Origin of the sequence: Fibrobacter sp., assembly GCF_045601785.1 — a bacterium.
Lineage (GTDB): Bacteria > Fibrobacterota > Fibrobacteria > Fibrobacterales > Fibrobacteraceae > Fibrobacter.
On the sequence record NZ_JAZSAF010000040.1, the window covers coordinates 32267 to 49753 of the forward strand.

The 17487-nt window shown below is 43.3% G+C and carries 12 protein-coding genes; 5 read left to right on the forward strand and 7 right to left on the reverse strand.

The window, feature by feature from the left end:
- Positions 1-279: 279 nt before the first annotated feature.
- From ACKI61_RS05875 to ACKI61_RS05885, 3 genes are all read left to right on the forward strand, one after another.
- The gene (locus ACKI61_RS05875) at positions 280-3867 is read left to right on the forward strand and encodes a hypothetical protein (RefSeq protein ID WP_407456831.1); all 3588 of its coding nucleotides are present in this window, start codon (positions 280-282) and stop codon (positions 3865-3867) included.
- Positions 3868-4213: 346 nt separating this feature from the next.
- Positions 4214-4456: a hypothetical protein gene (locus tag ACKI61_RS05880; RefSeq protein WP_407456832.1), complete on the forward strand. Its 243-nt coding sequence runs from the start codon at positions 4214-4216 to the stop codon at positions 4454-4456.
- 29 nt (positions 4457-4485) lie between these two features.
- On the forward strand, positions 4486-5445 hold the full coding sequence (locus ACKI61_RS05885) for a viperin family antiviral radical SAM protein (RefSeq protein WP_407456833.1): 960 nt from the start codon (positions 4486-4488) through the stop codon (positions 5443-5445).
- A gap of 286 nt (positions 5446-5731) precedes the next feature.
- Here the strand turns inward: ACKI61_RS05885 and ACKI61_RS05890 are convergent, their stop codons facing one another.
- The 4 genes from ACKI61_RS05890 to ACKI61_RS05905 are packed head-to-tail and all read right to left on the reverse strand — an operon-like array spanning position 5732 to position 12417.
- A complete protein-coding gene (locus ACKI61_RS05890) occupies positions 5732-7171 on the reverse strand; it encodes a sigma-54-dependent transcriptional regulator (RefSeq protein ID WP_407456834.1) in 1440 nt (479 codons plus the stop codon).
- Positions 7161-8684 carry a phospholipase D-like domain-containing protein gene (locus ACKI61_RS05895; RefSeq protein WP_407456835.1) on the reverse strand — a complete coding sequence of 508 codons (1524 nt, stop codon included), beginning with the start codon at positions 8682-8684 and terminating at the stop codon, positions 7161-7163. Before ACKI61_RS05895 ends, ACKI61_RS05890 begins: the two co-directional genes overlap by 11 nt.
- A gap of 10 nt (positions 8685-8694) precedes the next feature.
- Entirely contained in the window at positions 8695-9825 is a 1131-nt protein-coding gene (locus ACKI61_RS05900) for a hypothetical protein (RefSeq protein ID WP_407456836.1), read from the reverse strand.
- A 9-nt stretch (positions 9826-9834) separates the two neighbouring features.
- The gene (locus ACKI61_RS05905; protein WP_407456837.1) at positions 9835-12417 is read right to left on the reverse strand and encodes an AAA domain-containing protein; all 2583 of its coding nucleotides are present in this window, start codon (positions 12415-12417) and stop codon (positions 9835-9837) included.
- Positions 12418-12667: 250 nt separating this feature from the next.
- Here ACKI61_RS05905 and ACKI61_RS05910 point away from each other — a divergent pair, with 250 nt between their 5' ends.
- Positions 12668-12949, forward strand: coding sequence for a hypothetical protein (locus ACKI61_RS05910; protein WP_298769264.1), 282 nt, complete (start codon positions 12668-12670; stop codon positions 12947-12949).
- Positions 12950-13206: 257 nt separating this feature from the next.
- Positions 13207-13926 (forward strand): DNA/RNA nuclease SfsA, encoded by a 720-nt coding sequence (gene sfsA, locus ACKI61_RS05915; protein ID WP_407456838.1) that lies wholly within the window; start codon positions 13207-13209, stop codon positions 13924-13926.
- Between the two features lie 69 nt (positions 13927-13995).
- On the opposite strand, the gene ACKI61_RS05920 is transcribed toward sfsA, so the two are convergent.
- From ACKI61_RS05920 to ACKI61_RS05930, 3 genes are all read right to left on the reverse strand, one after another.
- A complete protein-coding gene (locus tag ACKI61_RS05920; protein WP_407456839.1) occupies positions 13996-15285 on the reverse strand; it encodes a type II toxin-antitoxin system HipA family toxin in 1290 nt (429 codons plus the stop codon).
- Complete coding sequence (locus ACKI61_RS05925; protein ID WP_407456840.1) at positions 15282-15635, reverse strand: helix-turn-helix domain-containing protein; 354 nt, start codon at positions 15633-15635, stop codon at positions 15282-15284. The genes ACKI61_RS05920 and ACKI61_RS05925 overlap by 4 nt, the downstream gene beginning before the upstream one ends.
- Positions 15636-15736: 101 nt before the next feature.
- Complete coding sequence (locus tag ACKI61_RS05930) at positions 15737-17482, reverse strand: 1-deoxy-D-xylulose-5-phosphate synthase (RefSeq protein ID WP_407456841.1); 1746 nt, start codon at positions 17480-17482, stop codon at positions 15737-15739.
- Between the last annotated feature and the right edge of the window lie 5 nt (positions 17483-17487).

A 17487-nucleotide genomic window follows, 5' to 3' on the forward strand; every position in this document is an offset into this window, starting at 1 on the left:
ATATTGTGCTTTTTTCTTCGGTGTAGGGTCTGAAACAGCTTACGCCCCTAGTAAATTAGGGCTTTGTAGCGTTTTAGGCTCGCCGGGAGATAAGAAGAATAGAAGTACAAACGCTTAACTAGGAGTCGCAAATGAACTTCCATTAAATCACTAACGCAACGGCGCCGACACCTAGTCGGTATAGTTTTTCGCGCACCCGCAAGCGCGATGCAAAATTAAAGAGTAGATTTATAAGTGTAAGTCTATGGTTAAACAAGACATAATTTGAGGAAAATAATTATGGATAAGAAAATAGACAATTTTGATATGGACGAAGCTTTTGAAAGCCTATTTGGCGATGATACTTTAGATTCCGATAAAGCAGTCTCGAATATCGCCTCTAAAGAATCGGGTAATACGAATTCTATCAATACAAATATTGAAATAATTTTCAGGCGCAATATCTCGGATTTGCGAGAAGGGCGTCCACACATTGACGACCAATTAATGCAGGAATGCATTTTTCTCGTTGAACACGACATTCCCGAATTAAACAAAAAGAACGTTCGATTCAACTGCGATGAATTTTCCATTTTCTTCGCTGCCTTATGCGCCATTTACTATCAATTCTACATATCCAAACTTCGCGGCAATAAAGGTTGCAACGCCAAAATGGTCAAAGTAAAGAGCAAGCTCGTTCAATGCCTTAAAATGCTCACGCAGGAATACAAAGAACTCTATAATGACGAAAACATCGATTCCTTTGTATCTCACTTTGATTCATACAAGGATTCGTGGCATAAGAAAAAAACGAGCGCCCTAAAAAAATTTGCTCTAGAACAGAAGTCTTCGGATGAAGATTTTCCTTACGTGTTATTTTCATACTGTTTCAAATTTTTCGATTACGAAGAATCTCCCATTGTCAAAAAAGAGTTGTACAGAATCTCGCTATTCTGCGCCTACCATTCCAATATAAATCTCATTTATAAGAACGCCAACGACTTTTTTCTTGACAAATTAATTAAGAATAAACAGGAAAGCCTCCCTTCTCCAGACAACCTTCGACTGATTGTACAAAAAAGCTCATTCATCTATTGGTCTTTCGGTAACAGAAGAAATTTCAAATCTTTATTTTGGAACCTAGATGACATTATCTCCGTCTTAAATCTCGATCACTCCATCGTGGCCCAAAAAGTCCGTTACTACAATGACATATCCGGCGAAAAGGAAAGCCCCCGCAAGCATTTTGTCAAGCAAGAAAAAAGTATCATTGAACTGATAAAAAGATGCTTCGGAAAAAGTTCTTGGGAATACGGTTCCGAAACGGAATCCGCCGAACAAGTCACAGCATACTTGCGAACAGCCCTCTCAATTCCTCAATCTATTATACAGAGATTCCCCACAATCGCATTTTTCATTTACTGGTCCATCAGTTTCGTTAAGTACAACGAGTTCAAATCCTTATTCTTAGAAAACACAAACAAGCCTGAAGCCTATCAATTTGAAGACCACAATCACCCCTATATCAAGAGTACTGAATACAAAAAATTCGTCAAAAATGACTTCATCGCTATTCCCAAAGAAACCGAGAAAAGCAACCAAGCCTCATTATTACAGCATCTCCTCTTTTTCGCCTTGCTAGATCTTGTGAACGTACCGAAGCTCGAACAAATCAGTTTTTCTTCTACGAAAAACAAGAAACTAGTCGAGAAGTTCAAAGATGCGCTGATGGCCCCAGAGATGGATTGGCGTAATCCCAAAACGCAACTCGAACTATTAAACGAATTGCTAAAGAACAACGACCTGCCGACCGTAACAAAAAATGTTGATTTTTGTTTATTCGACGGAAAAGCCGATGAAAAAGGATTTTCGCAAACAGAAAGTGCAGTCAATCTAATTTACAATATCATTTCATTCACCTCAATCAATCCCGAAAATGGAATCGTTCAGCAAGTCAACCACCTTGATGAATTGCGTGACCGCACATTTGACTATCATAATGAAAAAATTACCTCATGGAACAACGTTGACGAACCCAAACAAACTCTCTATAAAGATGAATTTGACAAGCTTCAATCAATTGATTGCGGTTTTGAAATAAAAGACGTTTCTCAAACAAAGTTGACCAATCGAAGGGGTGATTTATTACGCGATTTCAAGTGCAAAGTATTTTCGGAGACAGACACTTCGTGTGTGCCCACCACAACAGACTACAAGCCATACCGACAACTGTACCGTACCATGCTTTCGACACTGTATATAAACTTCGCAAGAAACATGTTTGTTCACTACGCTCCGTTTAAATCAACCGAAACCTTATTAGATGTACGCAACTTTAATGATTTGCTTGGAATTTTATACGATGTAAAAGATCGCATCGAAAACGAATCTGTCTTGTATTCCGTCGCCAAGACCTACGAGGATTTCAAGTTCGTTCGCAAGGGCGCATTTGCTGTTGACGGTAAAAAAGAATCCCTCAACCAAATCATAGAGAAAACATTTGATATCATTCTAGATTCCGGAGCTTTATGCCTTAAATATATTGCAGAAAACAACGATATCATCAATCCGATAGACTTCTCCGACATCTCAAAAGCAAATGATCCTGTATTCAAATCCGTCTATGAAAAAACGAAAGGTATAATAGGAACAAAAAAACTTAAATCGCTCGCCCCCGAATGCCTTGGCATTGCAAAATCTAAAAGAAATGATTTTGTAAAATATGTCGACAAACAGTGGAACAAAAAGGATTATAGAGAAATCATAACCTCCTTAAATTGCCTCAAGGAGATTTTTTCCCGTATTTACTGGAATTCACTTCCTTCCGAAAAGCCTACTCCTGACGAGAAAAACTTGCATTGGGCAATTTATTATGAAATCGAAGCCTGGGAATCCTTCTTTGTATGGAAAACGGTTAGAAGAGATATGGAATCAGCAAAAAAGGCCCTAGGCAAGTTAGATTACTTTGAAAAGGACCTAGCAAAGGCAGTTGATCTGGAAAGCTTGGACAAATGCTCTCAATTGGGAGATTATGATTTATGCGAAAAAGAAATCCAGGAAATAGCCAAACAGCTTCCCTCGCTCATCTTATTCAGGAATATTTATAACCGTAGAAACGACTTCGGCACATACAAGGATTACGTTTTTTCGTTATCAGACAACGATGACGAATCACGGCATTATCAATGGTATAAGAACGATATCAACGAAATTGCGAAAGAAAAAGATACTGGGGAAATGAAGAAATACCTTGAATTCATCGAATACGAGGTTCTAAGAAACGAATACTACTATCCCAATAGCCCCAAATACAAAATTGACTTTATCGAGTTCTTAACCGACATCGATTCCCTAATAGAATCAAATTTTATAGCCCCCGATCTGATAGCCATCTCAAGGAAGGTTTCTGAAAAGGCGCGGGAGAAGCTGACTGAAGCTCAAAAGGAAATTAATCCCAAAAGCATTGATGTGTTTGAAAATGATTCCACATACAACATTCATTTGTTAGAAATTACGAAATCGCTTTTGCAGCGAACCATTTGTTATTTAACCTCATTAGAGGAAATTCGAACAAAATTAAACGAAAACCCGTTACTCAATGTTAGCGGTCAACTCCCCTTCAGCAGACATGATTTGTACGGAGACAAGCGCAAAGATGGCATAAAAGAAAATCTCGAATTAAAAATGTACGAGAAACCCTTACGCGATGACCTCCAGAAATTCCTGAATTTCATATTCGGAATTATAGGGCATTATGAAAGAGACAGCGAGTTCCATGAAACAGAAAAAACGCTTCTGGACCTTTACGGCTACCGTTTCTTCCTGTATCTAATAAGAGTCTCTTTTGAAATGTCGCAATCGAAAGATTTCTCAAATAAAGAATCTTAACACAAGCCCTATATTTTAAAACGACAGGTTTTCCACCTGTCATTTTTTTATTTTTTCTATTGCTTTTTCTTCGTCTTTATTGTATATTATAAGTGTCATAGTTGACGATCCCGAATCCAGCAAGTCGCTTGAGCCTTTTGACAATCGCTGGAGTCAAAAGGGGAGGTTCTATGACAGCGATTCATTGACATTTATTAGTAGTCACCTGTTGAATCAATAGGTGGTTTTTGGCGTTTTGTCTGCGGTTGCATTAGCACTGCTCCAAACGCATAAAATTCCGTTCCAACCGAACGGGATGTTTCAAAGTACAACTTCAACGCAAAATTTTACCCAAGCGAGGTATACCATGATCTACATCTCTGCCGATAGGCGCATCAACGAATTCTGCAACGCACTCATCCGAAGCAAGCGTTGGGAATTCATTTCAGGCAAAACGCACCCTTCGCTCAGGCATATGTCTAAGGGCGGTTTCAAGACACTCATCGTGTCGAGTACGCCCAGTAACAACTACGCCTACGAAATGATGCGACGCGAATACAACCGTTATATCCGCGCTTATCTCATCCAGACCGGCGTCATCATCGCCTAAACCTCAACCTTAAAAAAGGAGATTACATTATGTCTACTCATACAGAAGCGACTGTCCCTATGTGCGTCAATTGGCACGTTACCGAAACCTGCAATTATGGTTGCAAGCACTGCTTTGCCAAGTGGGGCAAGCAGCGCGAAGCCTGGGAAGATCCCGACCAGGTCAAGCATATTATCAGGGGCATTGCCGACTATGTGGATACCACTTGTATGATTCCCAAGCGTTTCCGCCTCAACATTGTCGGCGGAGAGCCGGTTCTACATCCGGAAAGGTTGTGGAATGTCGTAAAGGCGGCAAAAGATAGCGGGGCCGAAATCTCGATGATTACGAACGGCAGCCATCTCGAAGTCATTCGTCCGTTCGCCCACATGATTTCGCAGGTTGGCATCTCCATTGATTCCTTCAATCACGAGACGAACCTGAAAATCGGCCGCGCTTGCAACGGCAAGACTCTTTCTTTCGAAGAAATCAAGGAGAAGATCAAGTATGTACAAGAAATTAATCCGAAACTTAAAATCAAGATCAATACGGTCGTGAACAAGTACAATTTCTCCGAACAGCTCCTGAACTCGGTTCTTGCGCTCAAGGCCAGCAAGTGGAAGATTCTTCGCCAGATGCCTTTCGGCGAAAACAAGGGAATCTCGGACTTTATGTTCTATTCCTTTATCCGCAATAACTATAAGGAGCTTGACCGCTATCCTGATGGATGCGAAATTACCATTGAGGACAACAATGCCATGACCGAAAGTTACTTGATGATTTCCCCGGACGGGCGCCTTTTCCAAAACGGGAGCACCGAATACAGCTACAGCCGCCCGCTGACGGAAGTGTCGTTCGCCGAAGCCCTTCAGGACATCAAGTTCAACGAAGCCAAGTTCGACGGCCGCTATGACGGTTCGTACACTTGGCAGGCAACCAATGCCATGGAGAAGTTCTTTGGTATCGAAAATCCGCTGAATCCGTTCGCCTCGATATTAGGCGATATCTAGGCCACAATACTCCAAACGACCAAGTAAACCGCTCCCCGGCCTTAGCGCTCGGGGAGTTTTAATAACCCAAATTTAGGTTTTTAACAAAAGAAATTAAGTTTAATGACCCCGTTTTGGGTTAAATAATATTCATTATAATCATCGCAACTAGTGCTCTCGGTACATTGTAATCCAGGGAGAATGGCGAAGTTCCGTTTCTTTGGAGAAGGCTTCCCTACGGTTTCTGCAACTTTTTGTTAAAAGTGTCCATAGTAGGGAATATATGATTTTTTGAGGGGAGCTAATTCTATTTTTTTATCTCTTTTAGTGCGTTCTGTAGCGTTTTTGTTGTGCAACCGAGTTTTTGCGCGGCAATTCCTTGCGTTTCGCATTTATTGCAGGAGTATTCCGCAAATTTATGCTGAAAATGCTTTGTCGCCTCTTGCCAAGATAAGTTTTGGAATTCGGCAAAGTCTTCGATGTTGAAACAATCTGTTATTGGATTATTGTTAAAAGATATATTATGTAATATCTCATTTGTTGTTTTTTTATCTTGCCATGCAATAAACTGGTATGCAATCGTCTGTAGAGAACGGAAGTTTCCTGGTAAATCTGATGTTGTTAAAAAATTTTTCAACAAATCATCCATTGGCGCTTCTATCGGACAGCTGTCCAGTCGAACCGTCTTCCAAACTTCTTTCCAGTCGTCAAAAACATCTTCACGGCATTCACGCAGCGGGGGCAATGCGACTTTATAAAAACTGATTCGATCGTAAAAATCAGGATCCAGTTTTTGACGAAGTTCCTTTTCAGTCAAGTTAGACGCACAAACAAGTTCAATATTAGCCTTTGCTTCTTTTGTATCGCCAAGAATGCGGTAGCGGTGATCCTTATCTTGTAATGTTCGGAGTAGTTTGCGTTGGACATTTTTAGGCAAATCTTGAATTTCGTCTAAGAAAAGGATTTTGCCGTTGGCCTCTTCCAGATATCCCGTTTTGTCGCTGATCGCGCCCGTAAAAGAACCCTTCTTGTGACCAAACATTGCTGATTCTGCCAATGTTGAATCCAAGGTGCCGCAGGCAACTGTTACAACCCTTTTTTCCTTTATTGCTGCTATATGTGATTCTACAACACTACTTTTGCCTATACCCCGTTCTCCAAGTAAAAGTAGGGGAACGCCTTGCACTCTAGCGTAAACACGAATTTTCTCCAAGGCGTTTTTTCTCGCCTCGGATTTTGCGTTTTCCGGTTTATAAAAAGCCTCTTTAGGATTTTCCTTTTCGTAATCACGAAGTTTGCTTAAATAAGTGGTTATTGGAAAGTCAACATCATCACAGAAAGTTTCTTTTGTTTTAGGATTCCATTGCGACGAAATCAATCGTGTTCCAGATGGGAATTCCCCTGCTGCATACAGGATGAGCCATACTGCATGCATGGCTGGGGTACCGGGAGAAATATTGATAAAGAGATTCTGCTCCTTTACGACAATGGGTAGTACATTATTGCGAATTTCATCGTAAATTTTCTTGTGGTCAGTCGGCTTGTCTAGTTCAATGCAGATCGGTTCCAGACAGGGGTATTCCTGTTTGATTTTTTCTAGTTTATTTTTCTGAAATGACTGGTAAAGGTAATAAACCTTGTTTACGATATGTTTTGCTTTTTTTAGGTCTTTTAAAACGTTTTTTATGACCTCTGGGTCGTGATTCTCAGAGGACCATGTTAATAGAGTTACCATATTACTTTTCATAGACAATAGCCTCGCATTTCATCTTCTTCTTTAGCTCAATGGCCTTTTCCAATTCAGAGTCATCCTGGATAGCGACAACCATTCTTCCGGAGGGCTCCGTGAATATTTTAGGATTATAGGATTCCGTGTCTGCTTGTTGCATTCTTTTTAATAAGGAACCCCGCAATTCATTAGGATTAATCGGGGATCCTTTATCCCGTTTCTTTCTTATCTCCATACTTCCATATTCTAGACGAGGAGGCTCACATTCCCATGAATAAACGATTGTGGCATAAATTTTTTCATCTGAAAGTATAAGTTCGTGCTTTTTGATTTCTTCTTTTGGCTCAAAATTACCGATAAGTTCAAGAGATGGGGAGTGTATTCCGCAATCAAATGTTATAGAGTTTACGATTTCTTTTTTCTTATCAAAATTTGAATCTTTCAACTGAATGACTTCGCCATTCAAATTTCCCAATTTCGTGTTTAATTGGAGTTGCCATCCGGAATTTTCAATCCAGTTATTCAGCATGTCAGAATATGCGCTGATAATCTTCTTCTCTGTTATCAAGGCTCCAACTTCAAAACTCTTGTAGAAGCTAACATCCTCAAAATTTGCAGTCATCATTATTGCTTTAGAATCATCAGCGATGATGCATTTGGCATGCAAGTAACGGAAGCCATATACAGTCGCTCCCGCTTTATGCAAGACTTCTACGGCTTCGTTATTTTTGGGACGTATTCGGGATAAAACTATAACTTTAACGCCTTCTTTGGCCTTCTTGGCAATTTCCTGAACGATATCGTTGCGATTGTCAAATCCAAATGCAGAAACGACGAGTGATTTAGATGCCTTTTTTACCATGCTCAAGCATGCATCATGTAGAGATTTGTTTCCATCTAAGGATGTTACAATAGATTGCGTTGTTTTTGTAGGCAAATCTACAGAAATCATCATTTTTTCTGCAGGTACGAACTGCCTAGAACGCATTTCATGTTTCGCGCAATTCCAAAAAGCATGCTTGAAATAATTCGCGAGCACATCTACTTCTTTTTTTTCTAGAGCATAGTGCATCTCTTCGTTTCTTCCACCAATACCTTCATCAGTGAAATTTCCGGTAGTAATATAGCCTTTAGCATTATTGGTATATGGATCAATGAATACAAATTTTGCATGGTTAGATGGTGCCGAACGGATAAATATTTTCCCAGATAATTCATCCAATAACATAATGTGTGAATTAATGCATTTTTTTGAAAAATCATCTTCCGATTCGTAATTCTTTTCAAGCGTATTTTCAGAGGCTATTAATAAATAAATTCGAGCACCTCTATTTGCGGCACTCTTTACTGCATCAACAACTTTTCTGTCCGCCAAAAGGAAGGTTGTTATACAAACCATTTCTTCTGCCTCATCAATACAAGCACATACAAAATGCTCGGTATTGAAGTGGCTAAGTCTCATATCTTGTTTTTCGCGATTCCATCCGCTAAATGTTTTTGAGGCATTGTCAATTGTTTTGGTCTTAATCATTCAATCCTCCTTAAAGGTTCCAGTCTAGAGTCGCCTGTATAAGCATTTTTTTCTCTTTGACTACTTCGCAGTTTTCTAAAATGTCTTTCAAGAATTCTTCTTTTCCTATTTCATCTTGTTGCCAGTCTATTTTTTTGGAAATGGATTCTGTTAAGTCATTGAAATACTTGTTCGTTAGATATTTGTTTATTCCATCTATAAACAGCCAACGGAACCATTCGTCTGCATCAAACTTTGTCATCGGCATGATTTCAACAGGAATGGATGTTTCATCCCAATTCCCTACGCTTGTTTTACTTATTGGGCATTTGATTGCCAGATTTCGTTTGGTTTCGTCTGAAAGAGAGTCTAAGAATGGAATTTCAAGTTTCCCGTTTTTATTAAAACTTACGTCTAAATTTAATAGACTTAATTTATTTGTTACAGCTTGAGAGATAATCTCCTCTTTTGTCTCTTTCGCCCAACTGGGTAAAGTTTCTATGGGATATTCGTGATTTTCATAGTTATAGGAAACACTCTTTTTTGAAACATTCCATTGGATACAAAAGTCCTCTTCTGAGGAAATCCATGGACTTTCTTCTGTATTTATATCAATAATTCGATATTCTTTACCATTAAGTGTTTTTACAATATTTTCAGATTCTAACATAGAACTTATATCGGTATCGTATATTTTTTTTAAATAAAGAGATCGGCTACTCCGTTGTATACAGTTATCCAATTCTTTTCGTTGATCAATCTTCATCTTGGTTGAATTAAACTTTCTTATATCAAGGATACGATTTTCGATGCGACAATCTGCATCGCAAAATGTTATCATCCATTCGCCTTCTTCGGGAACGAATGCCTTGCCATTTTCAAGATACTTCTTGCCTTCTTCTGTTATCAACATCTCTCCGTCGTCATCTCGAGAAATGAGCCCCAGTGAGAAAACGGCGTTAATCCATGATTGGGCAACCTTAGTTAAATGGGGGGTACACAAAAGTTCTGAAGCGACCGCATTCGGCGTGAGAACACCTTTCTCCTGCAATAGGTGTAATAAAGGCTTGGGAAACCTACATGGCTTACGCGTCGCAATAGTCGCTTTAACTATATGGGTATGCCGTTTCAAGTATTTATTTAATATCAAGTCGTTTTTCATAATATACCCCTATACAGTTTTCTCGTAGTCAATTTCATCTGTGATATGGTAAAGGAATTCGTTCTGCCGATCTTTTTCCAACGAGTGGTGCAAGGCTTCTCGATTGCCAACAAGAAAACACTGGTACTTGGCTCGTGTTAAGGCAACATTCAAGCGGTTTTGCGACAATAGAAAACTAGTAGGGTAGGATTTAACAAACGAAATGAAGACTAAGTCAGCCTCGTGTCCCTGGAATCTATCGATTGTACACACGTTTAAACGGATTATTTTTTCCCATTGCTTGCGTTTTGGGGCAAAAGCCTTCCATAGTATTCGTTCCTGTCCTTGATAAAAGGAAAGGATTGCCACTTCCCAAATCCCATTGGATTTTACTTCGGGATTAGGATTCTTTTTTGCCCATTCAACAAACTCCTCCATTTTCTTCATAATCACATGGCATTCGTGAGAGTTTGCGTTTTTTTGTTTTTCGTCTTCCAGTACCGCATGACTTTTCATGCTGCCAGTCCAGAGGATGTGCCTTGAACATGGCCAGAATGTGGAACGAGAACTTGCCATTTTTGCCGATGAATTTAAGGCTTCGTTATTATAGATATACTTTTTGGACAGTTCCGCAATTTCTGGATGCATCCTATGCTGAAAACTTATGCGCTGAGCTCTTGCTTTATACACGTCTTCTGGTAATCCGTTGGTTATGGCGCTTTGAATTTCATGTTCTCCGTTGAATCCATCCTTCAATAGTTCAAGAATCGACGGTAAGGCGACATGGCGTAATCGTTCTATTTGCGGTCTGATATCATTGCCAGAAATTTTTTGCATTAAATCGCATAATTGATTTATTTCGTCATTTAGACGTTCCCTGTTTTTTGACTGTTCACTTTTGCGAAGGTCATAACTAGTCGCTATGCGCCATGACAAATCCGCTTCCCAGGAAGAAGAATCCTGTCTTTTTTTACCTTCTATTAGTTTGTATGCCGACTGCCCTTCTTGTCGAATAAGGTATCTTCCTGTTTTCTGTTGGCGAATCCATTTACATGCGGTATTGATTTTTTTTGCCTTGCCTAAATAGATTGCATTTTCATTTCCATCAAATCTATTGCTGCGATCTAAATCAATGTAGGTAGCATGAATTTGAGTGCAGTGCTTTATATAAAGTTCTTTTGTTGTTTTATCATTACACTCGACAAGAACCCCGTGGTGTTCATTTTTGCTCTTAGTTTTAATATGAAAAATATCGCTTGCAATGTTTCTAAGAGTTTCGTCGGCACAATAATACTGCAAATTATTAGAAAGTTCTGCATCGTCTACATAGGGCGAAAGCTGATTCACGTCTCCGACAAGGATCCAGTGTTTTGCCCACATCGCAGGAACGAGGAATTCCTGAAATGTAGTTTTAGAGGCTTCATCTATAATTAGATAGTCGAACGGAGCCATTAAATCGGATGAGTCCTTAATATCAGGGTGTTGCAGGATCCCTATGGTTGTTCCGCAAACGAGATTGGCAGAATCAAGAATTAGACGCATCAATCCATCTGCTGCACCATTTTCGCTTTCCACTAGTTCAATCATTGCGTTGTGAGCGCTATTGCGAACTTTATTTTTTAGTTCCTTGCTTATTCGGTTCTTTTCTTCTTTTACAAATCTTCTTAAGCTGTATTTTTTTGCGATATCCGAAGATATTCGGTCTTCGTTCCGCGCAATTCTTACGGGGATAATTTGTTTACGCCATTCGTTTTTCTCGTCCATCAGCCGTTCTAGAACATTGTCTACGGCAACATGTGTGGAAGCGCATAGTAGAACCCTTTTCCCTTCTGAAATAAGTAATCGAATCGTTTCACAGATTGCACGTGTTTTCCCTGATCCCGGAGGGCCTTCTAAAAAAGCGAATTCAGGAGTATTGAGCACTTTCAGTACAAATTGACGCTGTTCGTCAACACCATCAAAGGAATCGTTGTCTAATAGTTGCCAGTCAACGGAGTCTTTGGTGTATTCCTGCTCAACATCATTCCATAAATTTGTCCATTCGTTATTATCAAGCAATAGTCGAGTTATCGGAGATAAGCGTGGGTTTGGGTTCTCGTAAAGACGGTCAATCGCTTCCAGTTGCTTTTTTAGCTGGTATGTGTCGGGGCGAATCGCTATCCATTTTTTGGAAGGCTTCTCGTCTAGGGTTAATGTGTATTCTTCTTCGTCATAACTAAGAACAAAAATTTTTTTGCATACTTTGGAACTATCCCATTTGATTTTATTGTTGTCTTCTACAGGATCAATTGCGTATAATTGGCTGATATTCTCTTCTGTAAAGAAAATATCTAAATCATCTTTTTCGCTAATGGGGTTGAGGCGAATCTTATATAAAGTCCTTTTGTTTTTGACCTTCTCAATTTCGTTATCGGAGCCTTCTGGGTCAGTTTTATTCGTGTTTTCCGTTTCGTCCGTGAACGGAGTCCACTCTGCCTTTTTGACGACATTGCATCTATCAATACATTGTATCTGCCGATTTAGGAAGTCTCGGTATGGCTTCAGTGTCTTGCGCGCTTCGAACGCCATCTTTCCAGGATTCGTGCTTAATGATAAGTAGCTAACTAAACTCATGGTAAGCCTCCATTGTTGGGCGAAATCCTTCCTGCAAAAAACATGCCAAATAGCCGATTGTTTTTTTTGTGTAAAAAGCTCTCCTTGTTTGTTAATATAAGAAATTTATTTCGCATTAGAGAAAATTATTTCTTGTTATGGTAATGTCTGCCAAAAAAGGATGCTTTTTTTATCAAAAAAAGCCCTTTTTACGAATGGCACCATTTTTGCATTGCATTTGCACAACCTTCAACAAAACAGGAATAACGCAATGCAACAGTACATATCCAGCGACAAAAACATCCGCGATTTCGTTCAGAACATTCTTCGTTCTGGTCAATGGGAAATCGTTAGACACGGTAAACACGTCATTATTCGCCATGTGGCGGAATATGCCAATAAAACTATCGTGGTCCCGAGCACCCCTAGCGATCCGAGAACCTTTGAAAATTTTCGACGGGATTACTATCGCTATTTGCGTCAGTATTTCTCGCAAGTCGGCTGGATTAGAAATGAATCTATTTCCCAGCAATCTTCACCCTTAGCAGCATAAAGGAGGTAATACCTATGTCTAAGCATAATGGACAGCCGCCCGTCAATCCTCATGGAGCTGGATGGCCTTCTACTACAGGAGGCAAGTCTGGTGGCGGTCGTGGCGGAAATCCGCCTAGGGGCAAGTAGCCCCACCGACCAAGTAAACCCACTCCCCGGCCCAGCGCTCGGGGAGTTCTTACTTTATTACATTTTTACTCGGACGAATGTCTAAATTTGCCTAATGTCCCTGAAAAAGATGTATATTCCCTAAAAGCAATGCAGTACGGAAAAATTGTAAAGGCAACATTCGTTTCTCGGCCAAACCGCTTTATAGCCCATGTGAACATCGAGGGGCAAAAGACCGTGGTTCATGTGAAAAATACAGGCCGGTGCCGGGAACTTTTGTTACCCGGTACGGTCGTTTACCTAGAACAGTCCACGAATCCTGCCCGCAAGACTCCTTACGACCTGATTGCGGTGGAGAAGGTTACGCCTAGAGGCACGGTTCTCGTAAACATGGACAGCCAGGCCCCCAACAAGGTGGCGGCAGAATGGATTAGAGCAAACAAGCGGCGTTTCCCAAAATTGCAACTAGTTCGCCCTGAATACACCTTCGGGAACTCTCGGTTCGATTTCTACATCGAATTCGCGGGCCGCAAGATGCTTTTAGAAGTGAAGGGCGTCACCCTGGAGCACGATGGTTTCGCCACCTTTCCTGACGCCCCTACAGAAAGAGGAATTAAGCACCTGACGGAATTAACCCGCATAAAATCGGAACGTGTGACCGCCGAAGACGGCACTTCCTACGAATGCGGCGTCCTGTTTCTCATTCAAATGAAGGGATGCAAGCGTTTTGGCCCCGACGACAATATCCATCCTGAATTCGGCAAGGCGCTTCGAAACGCCCGGAAGGCGGGTGTGGAAATTTTTGTGATTGACTGCAAGGTTGCACCGGACAGTCTCGTAGCTGACAAGCCTGTTACACTGATTTTGTGAAGTCTAGATATAACCCAAATTTAGGATTTTATTTTCAAAAATATACTTTAAAGACCTAATTTAGGGTCTTTAAAATTTAATCAAATTCTTCGCAACTTCCTGAACAAGTTTCTTGGGGACGTCGTTTGCCTTGGCGCGTTTCTTGAAGCCTGCGAGAGCGTCTTGCACTTGCTCGAGGATTCGCTTGTAGCGCCCTTGCACGAGGCCGGCACTTTTTGCCGCCGCCTTGAAGTCTTCGAGGGTGAATTTTTCGCGTTTGCCGTTGAAGGTCATCTGGTGCGTTCCGGTCCAGCGGCCGGCGGGGTTGTAGGCGTAGGTGACGTCGAAGGCGGGGGCGAGCGACCAGTTGCCGCGCTTGTTCATCAAGAAGCCGATGTTTTTCGTATGGTCGTCCTGGTTTCTCGCACAAATGTTGAATGCGGCCCTGCGGTACATCTGTTCGATGTCGGCAGTAGTGAGCCCGATTTGCCTTGCGATGGCGAAAGCCTGCTCGTAGCTGTACGCCCCTGCAATGTTGAAGTCGTAGTGCGCGATGGCCGTGAGCGACTGGTAGTGCAGTTTGCCGCCGTTTTCGGCGCGATCGAAGCGGCGCGTCATGAAGTGTCTATGATCGCCGTCTTCCAGCAGGCGGCATTCCGTCATCTGGATTCCGGCTTCCTTCGCGATTTGGCTGTAGGTGTATTCAAGCGCCCCGAAACCTGCCGGGTCGGCGTTTTCCTTGTCGCGATTGTTCTCGATGTCGTCGAATTTCAGGAGCCAGTAGCCGTATCCTTCGGGGGCGCGGACTTGCCCCGAGAGCACGGTTCCTGTAGAATCGTCATAAGCGATGAGAACCTTTGCGCGGGCGCCTCCGGCAGATGTCCCGACACGGACAATCTGTTCGAATGCGTCTTTCTCGCGGAGCCTGACCTTTACTTTTTTGCGTTGGTCCAAGATGTTTGCCGCAAGGGTGCGGAGCCTTTCAATTTCGAGCGGTTCGCTCTTGACGGGGTCGGGACCGACGACGGGGTAAAACTCAAGTGCGCCCATGCCGCGCGAGCCGGTGTAGCAGAGCCGTTCGAGCGCGGTAAAGCTTTTAGGGTCCCTGCCGTTCTGGACAAGCCATTGGTCGATAATCTTGTTGCCGAACTTGTCGGGAACGGAATCGGCGAAAAGCCCCGGCAGCCTATGGAAGGTGGCGGGAGAAAGGTCCGGAAAACGGTAAATGGCGCCGCTGCGTACGGGCATGGCGACCGGCGCGGGTTCTATGCCACTGCGGACGAAGTCCGGAGCGTATTCGAACGAAGCGAATTCGTCGCCCTCTTTTTGGTAGAGCGCCCCGACAGTCGTTCCCCAGAGCTTAACCTCGACGGAGGTCATTTGTCCTCTCCCCATACCCAGGGCGCATTGGCGGCAGCCTTCTTCTTGCGACCGGCACGTTTGCGCTGGGGCAGTTTTTGCGATTCGCGGAGGAGCATCATGGGGCTACGGCTGTAATCGGGAACGGTGTCGACAAGCGATTCTGCAAATCCAAATTGCAACAGTACCTTGACAAGGTGCGAGAGGCTTACGCTCTGGCCCATTTCGAGTCGCACTAATGTATTCTTGCCTATGCCCGCCTTTTCGGCGAGGGTTTCGCGCGAAAGGTCCAGGGCAATGCGGTGCGCACGGATGCGTTCACCAAGCTCCTTGAGAGCGGTTTGTTCTGTAAGCGGTGTTGCCCTGTACATGTCGACCTCCTGGATATCTATCTTAAATATACTAAATTTCTGTCTATAAAACAACCCTATAATGGGTTTTTAATTCAGAAATTGTAGTTTTAAAACCCAATTTAGGGTCTATTTAAAATATCTTCCACAATCTGCTTGGGCGTGAGACGGTTCCTTTCCATGAGCTCGCCGTAAGGCACCTTGTCGTAGAATTCCTTCTTGAGGCCTTTCACGAGAACGCGCATGTCGCTGTTGCCGTAGAAGCGGGCAATCTTTTCGCCGAAGCCGCCATCGACTACGCCGTTTTCGAGTGTCACGACCACTTGATGGTCGGTGCATAATCCCGTGAGCGTAGCTTCGTCGATGCCCGTGGCAAATCGCGGGTTGATGATGGTCGCGTCGATTCCTGATTTTGCGAGTTCCGCGGCGGCACTTTCAGCGAGGGCGTAGTAACTGCCGAGACCGATGAGCACCACCTTGCTTCCGCGCTTGTCAACCTTGAATGTGTTGAGCTTGGAGTAATCCTTATCGAAAGCAACATTCCTATGCGCGACTCCGTTCGGGATGCGGATGGCCATGGGGTGTTCTGTCTGGTCAATCGCGTAATCCATCATGGCGATGGCCTCTTCTACGCAGGTGGGGCAAAGATACACCAGGTTCGGGATGTTGCTCATCATCGCGATGTCGAAAATGCAGAGGTGCGTGGTGTCGTTCATGCCATCGGCGCCGGACATGGTAATGAGCAGTGTGGCAGGGTTGTTGTTCGCGCACAAATCCTGCGAAAGTTGGTCGTAGGTGCGCTGGATAAACGTGCTGTGCGTGCTGTACACGGGCTTTGCGCCGCCCTTCGCGAGTCCGGAGGCGAGTGCGACGGCGTGCTCTTCGGCGATGCCCACGTCAATGAATTGCTTGCCCGCTTCTTTGCGGCGGTCGGCAAAGAATCCGATACCTGCAGGAACCGCGGAATGGATTACGACCACCTTCGGGTCTGCCTTGATTTTCTTCATCAGGTATTCGCCGAGAATGTTGCCGTACGATTCTCCGTTGCCCCAGTTCACGACGCCGGTGGGAATGTCAAAGGGGGCGGCCCAGTGGAAACCTTCCTTTGCGTTTTCGGCGTAGCTGTAGCCCTTGCCCTTGAGCGTGTGGATGTGAACGACCACGGGCTTTGTGGAATCCTTCACCTGCTTGAATGCGGCGATGAGCGATTCGATGTCGTTACCTTGTTCTACATACAGGTAGTCAAATCCGAGGCTCTTGAAGTAATTGTTTTCGCTCTTGCCCTGCGTGGCTCGGAGTTCTGCGAGGCTCCCGTAAAGGCCGCCGTGGTTTTCGGCGATGGACATTTCGTTGTCGTTTACCACCACGATAAAGTTGGTGGCGTATTCGCCGGCGTTGTTGAGGCCTTCGAACGCCTCGCCTCCGCTCAAGGAACCGTCACCGATGACAGCAATCACGTTGCCTTTTTCGCCCTTGATATCGCGGGCGGTTGCAAGCCCGAGTGCAAGGCTCACGGAAGTCGAGGTGTGGCCAATCATAAAATGGTCGTGTTCACTTTCGCAGGGTTCGGTATATCCCGTGACGCTCCAGTACTTTTCCGGATTCAGGAACGCTTCGGCGCGGCCCGTCAAAATCTTGTGCGTGTAGCTCTGATGGCTAACGTCGTAGACAATCTTGTCCTTGGGCGATTCAAATACATAGTGCAGCGCGATGGTCGGCTCCACGAATCCGAGGTTCGGCGCCAAGTGCCCGCCGCACTTGGAAATCTTGTTCAAAAGCGCCGTGCGAATTTCTGCCGCGAGCGCCTTCAGGCTTTCCGTGTCCATCTTCTTCACATCGGCAGGGGATGCAATCTTTTCTATCAGCATATAAT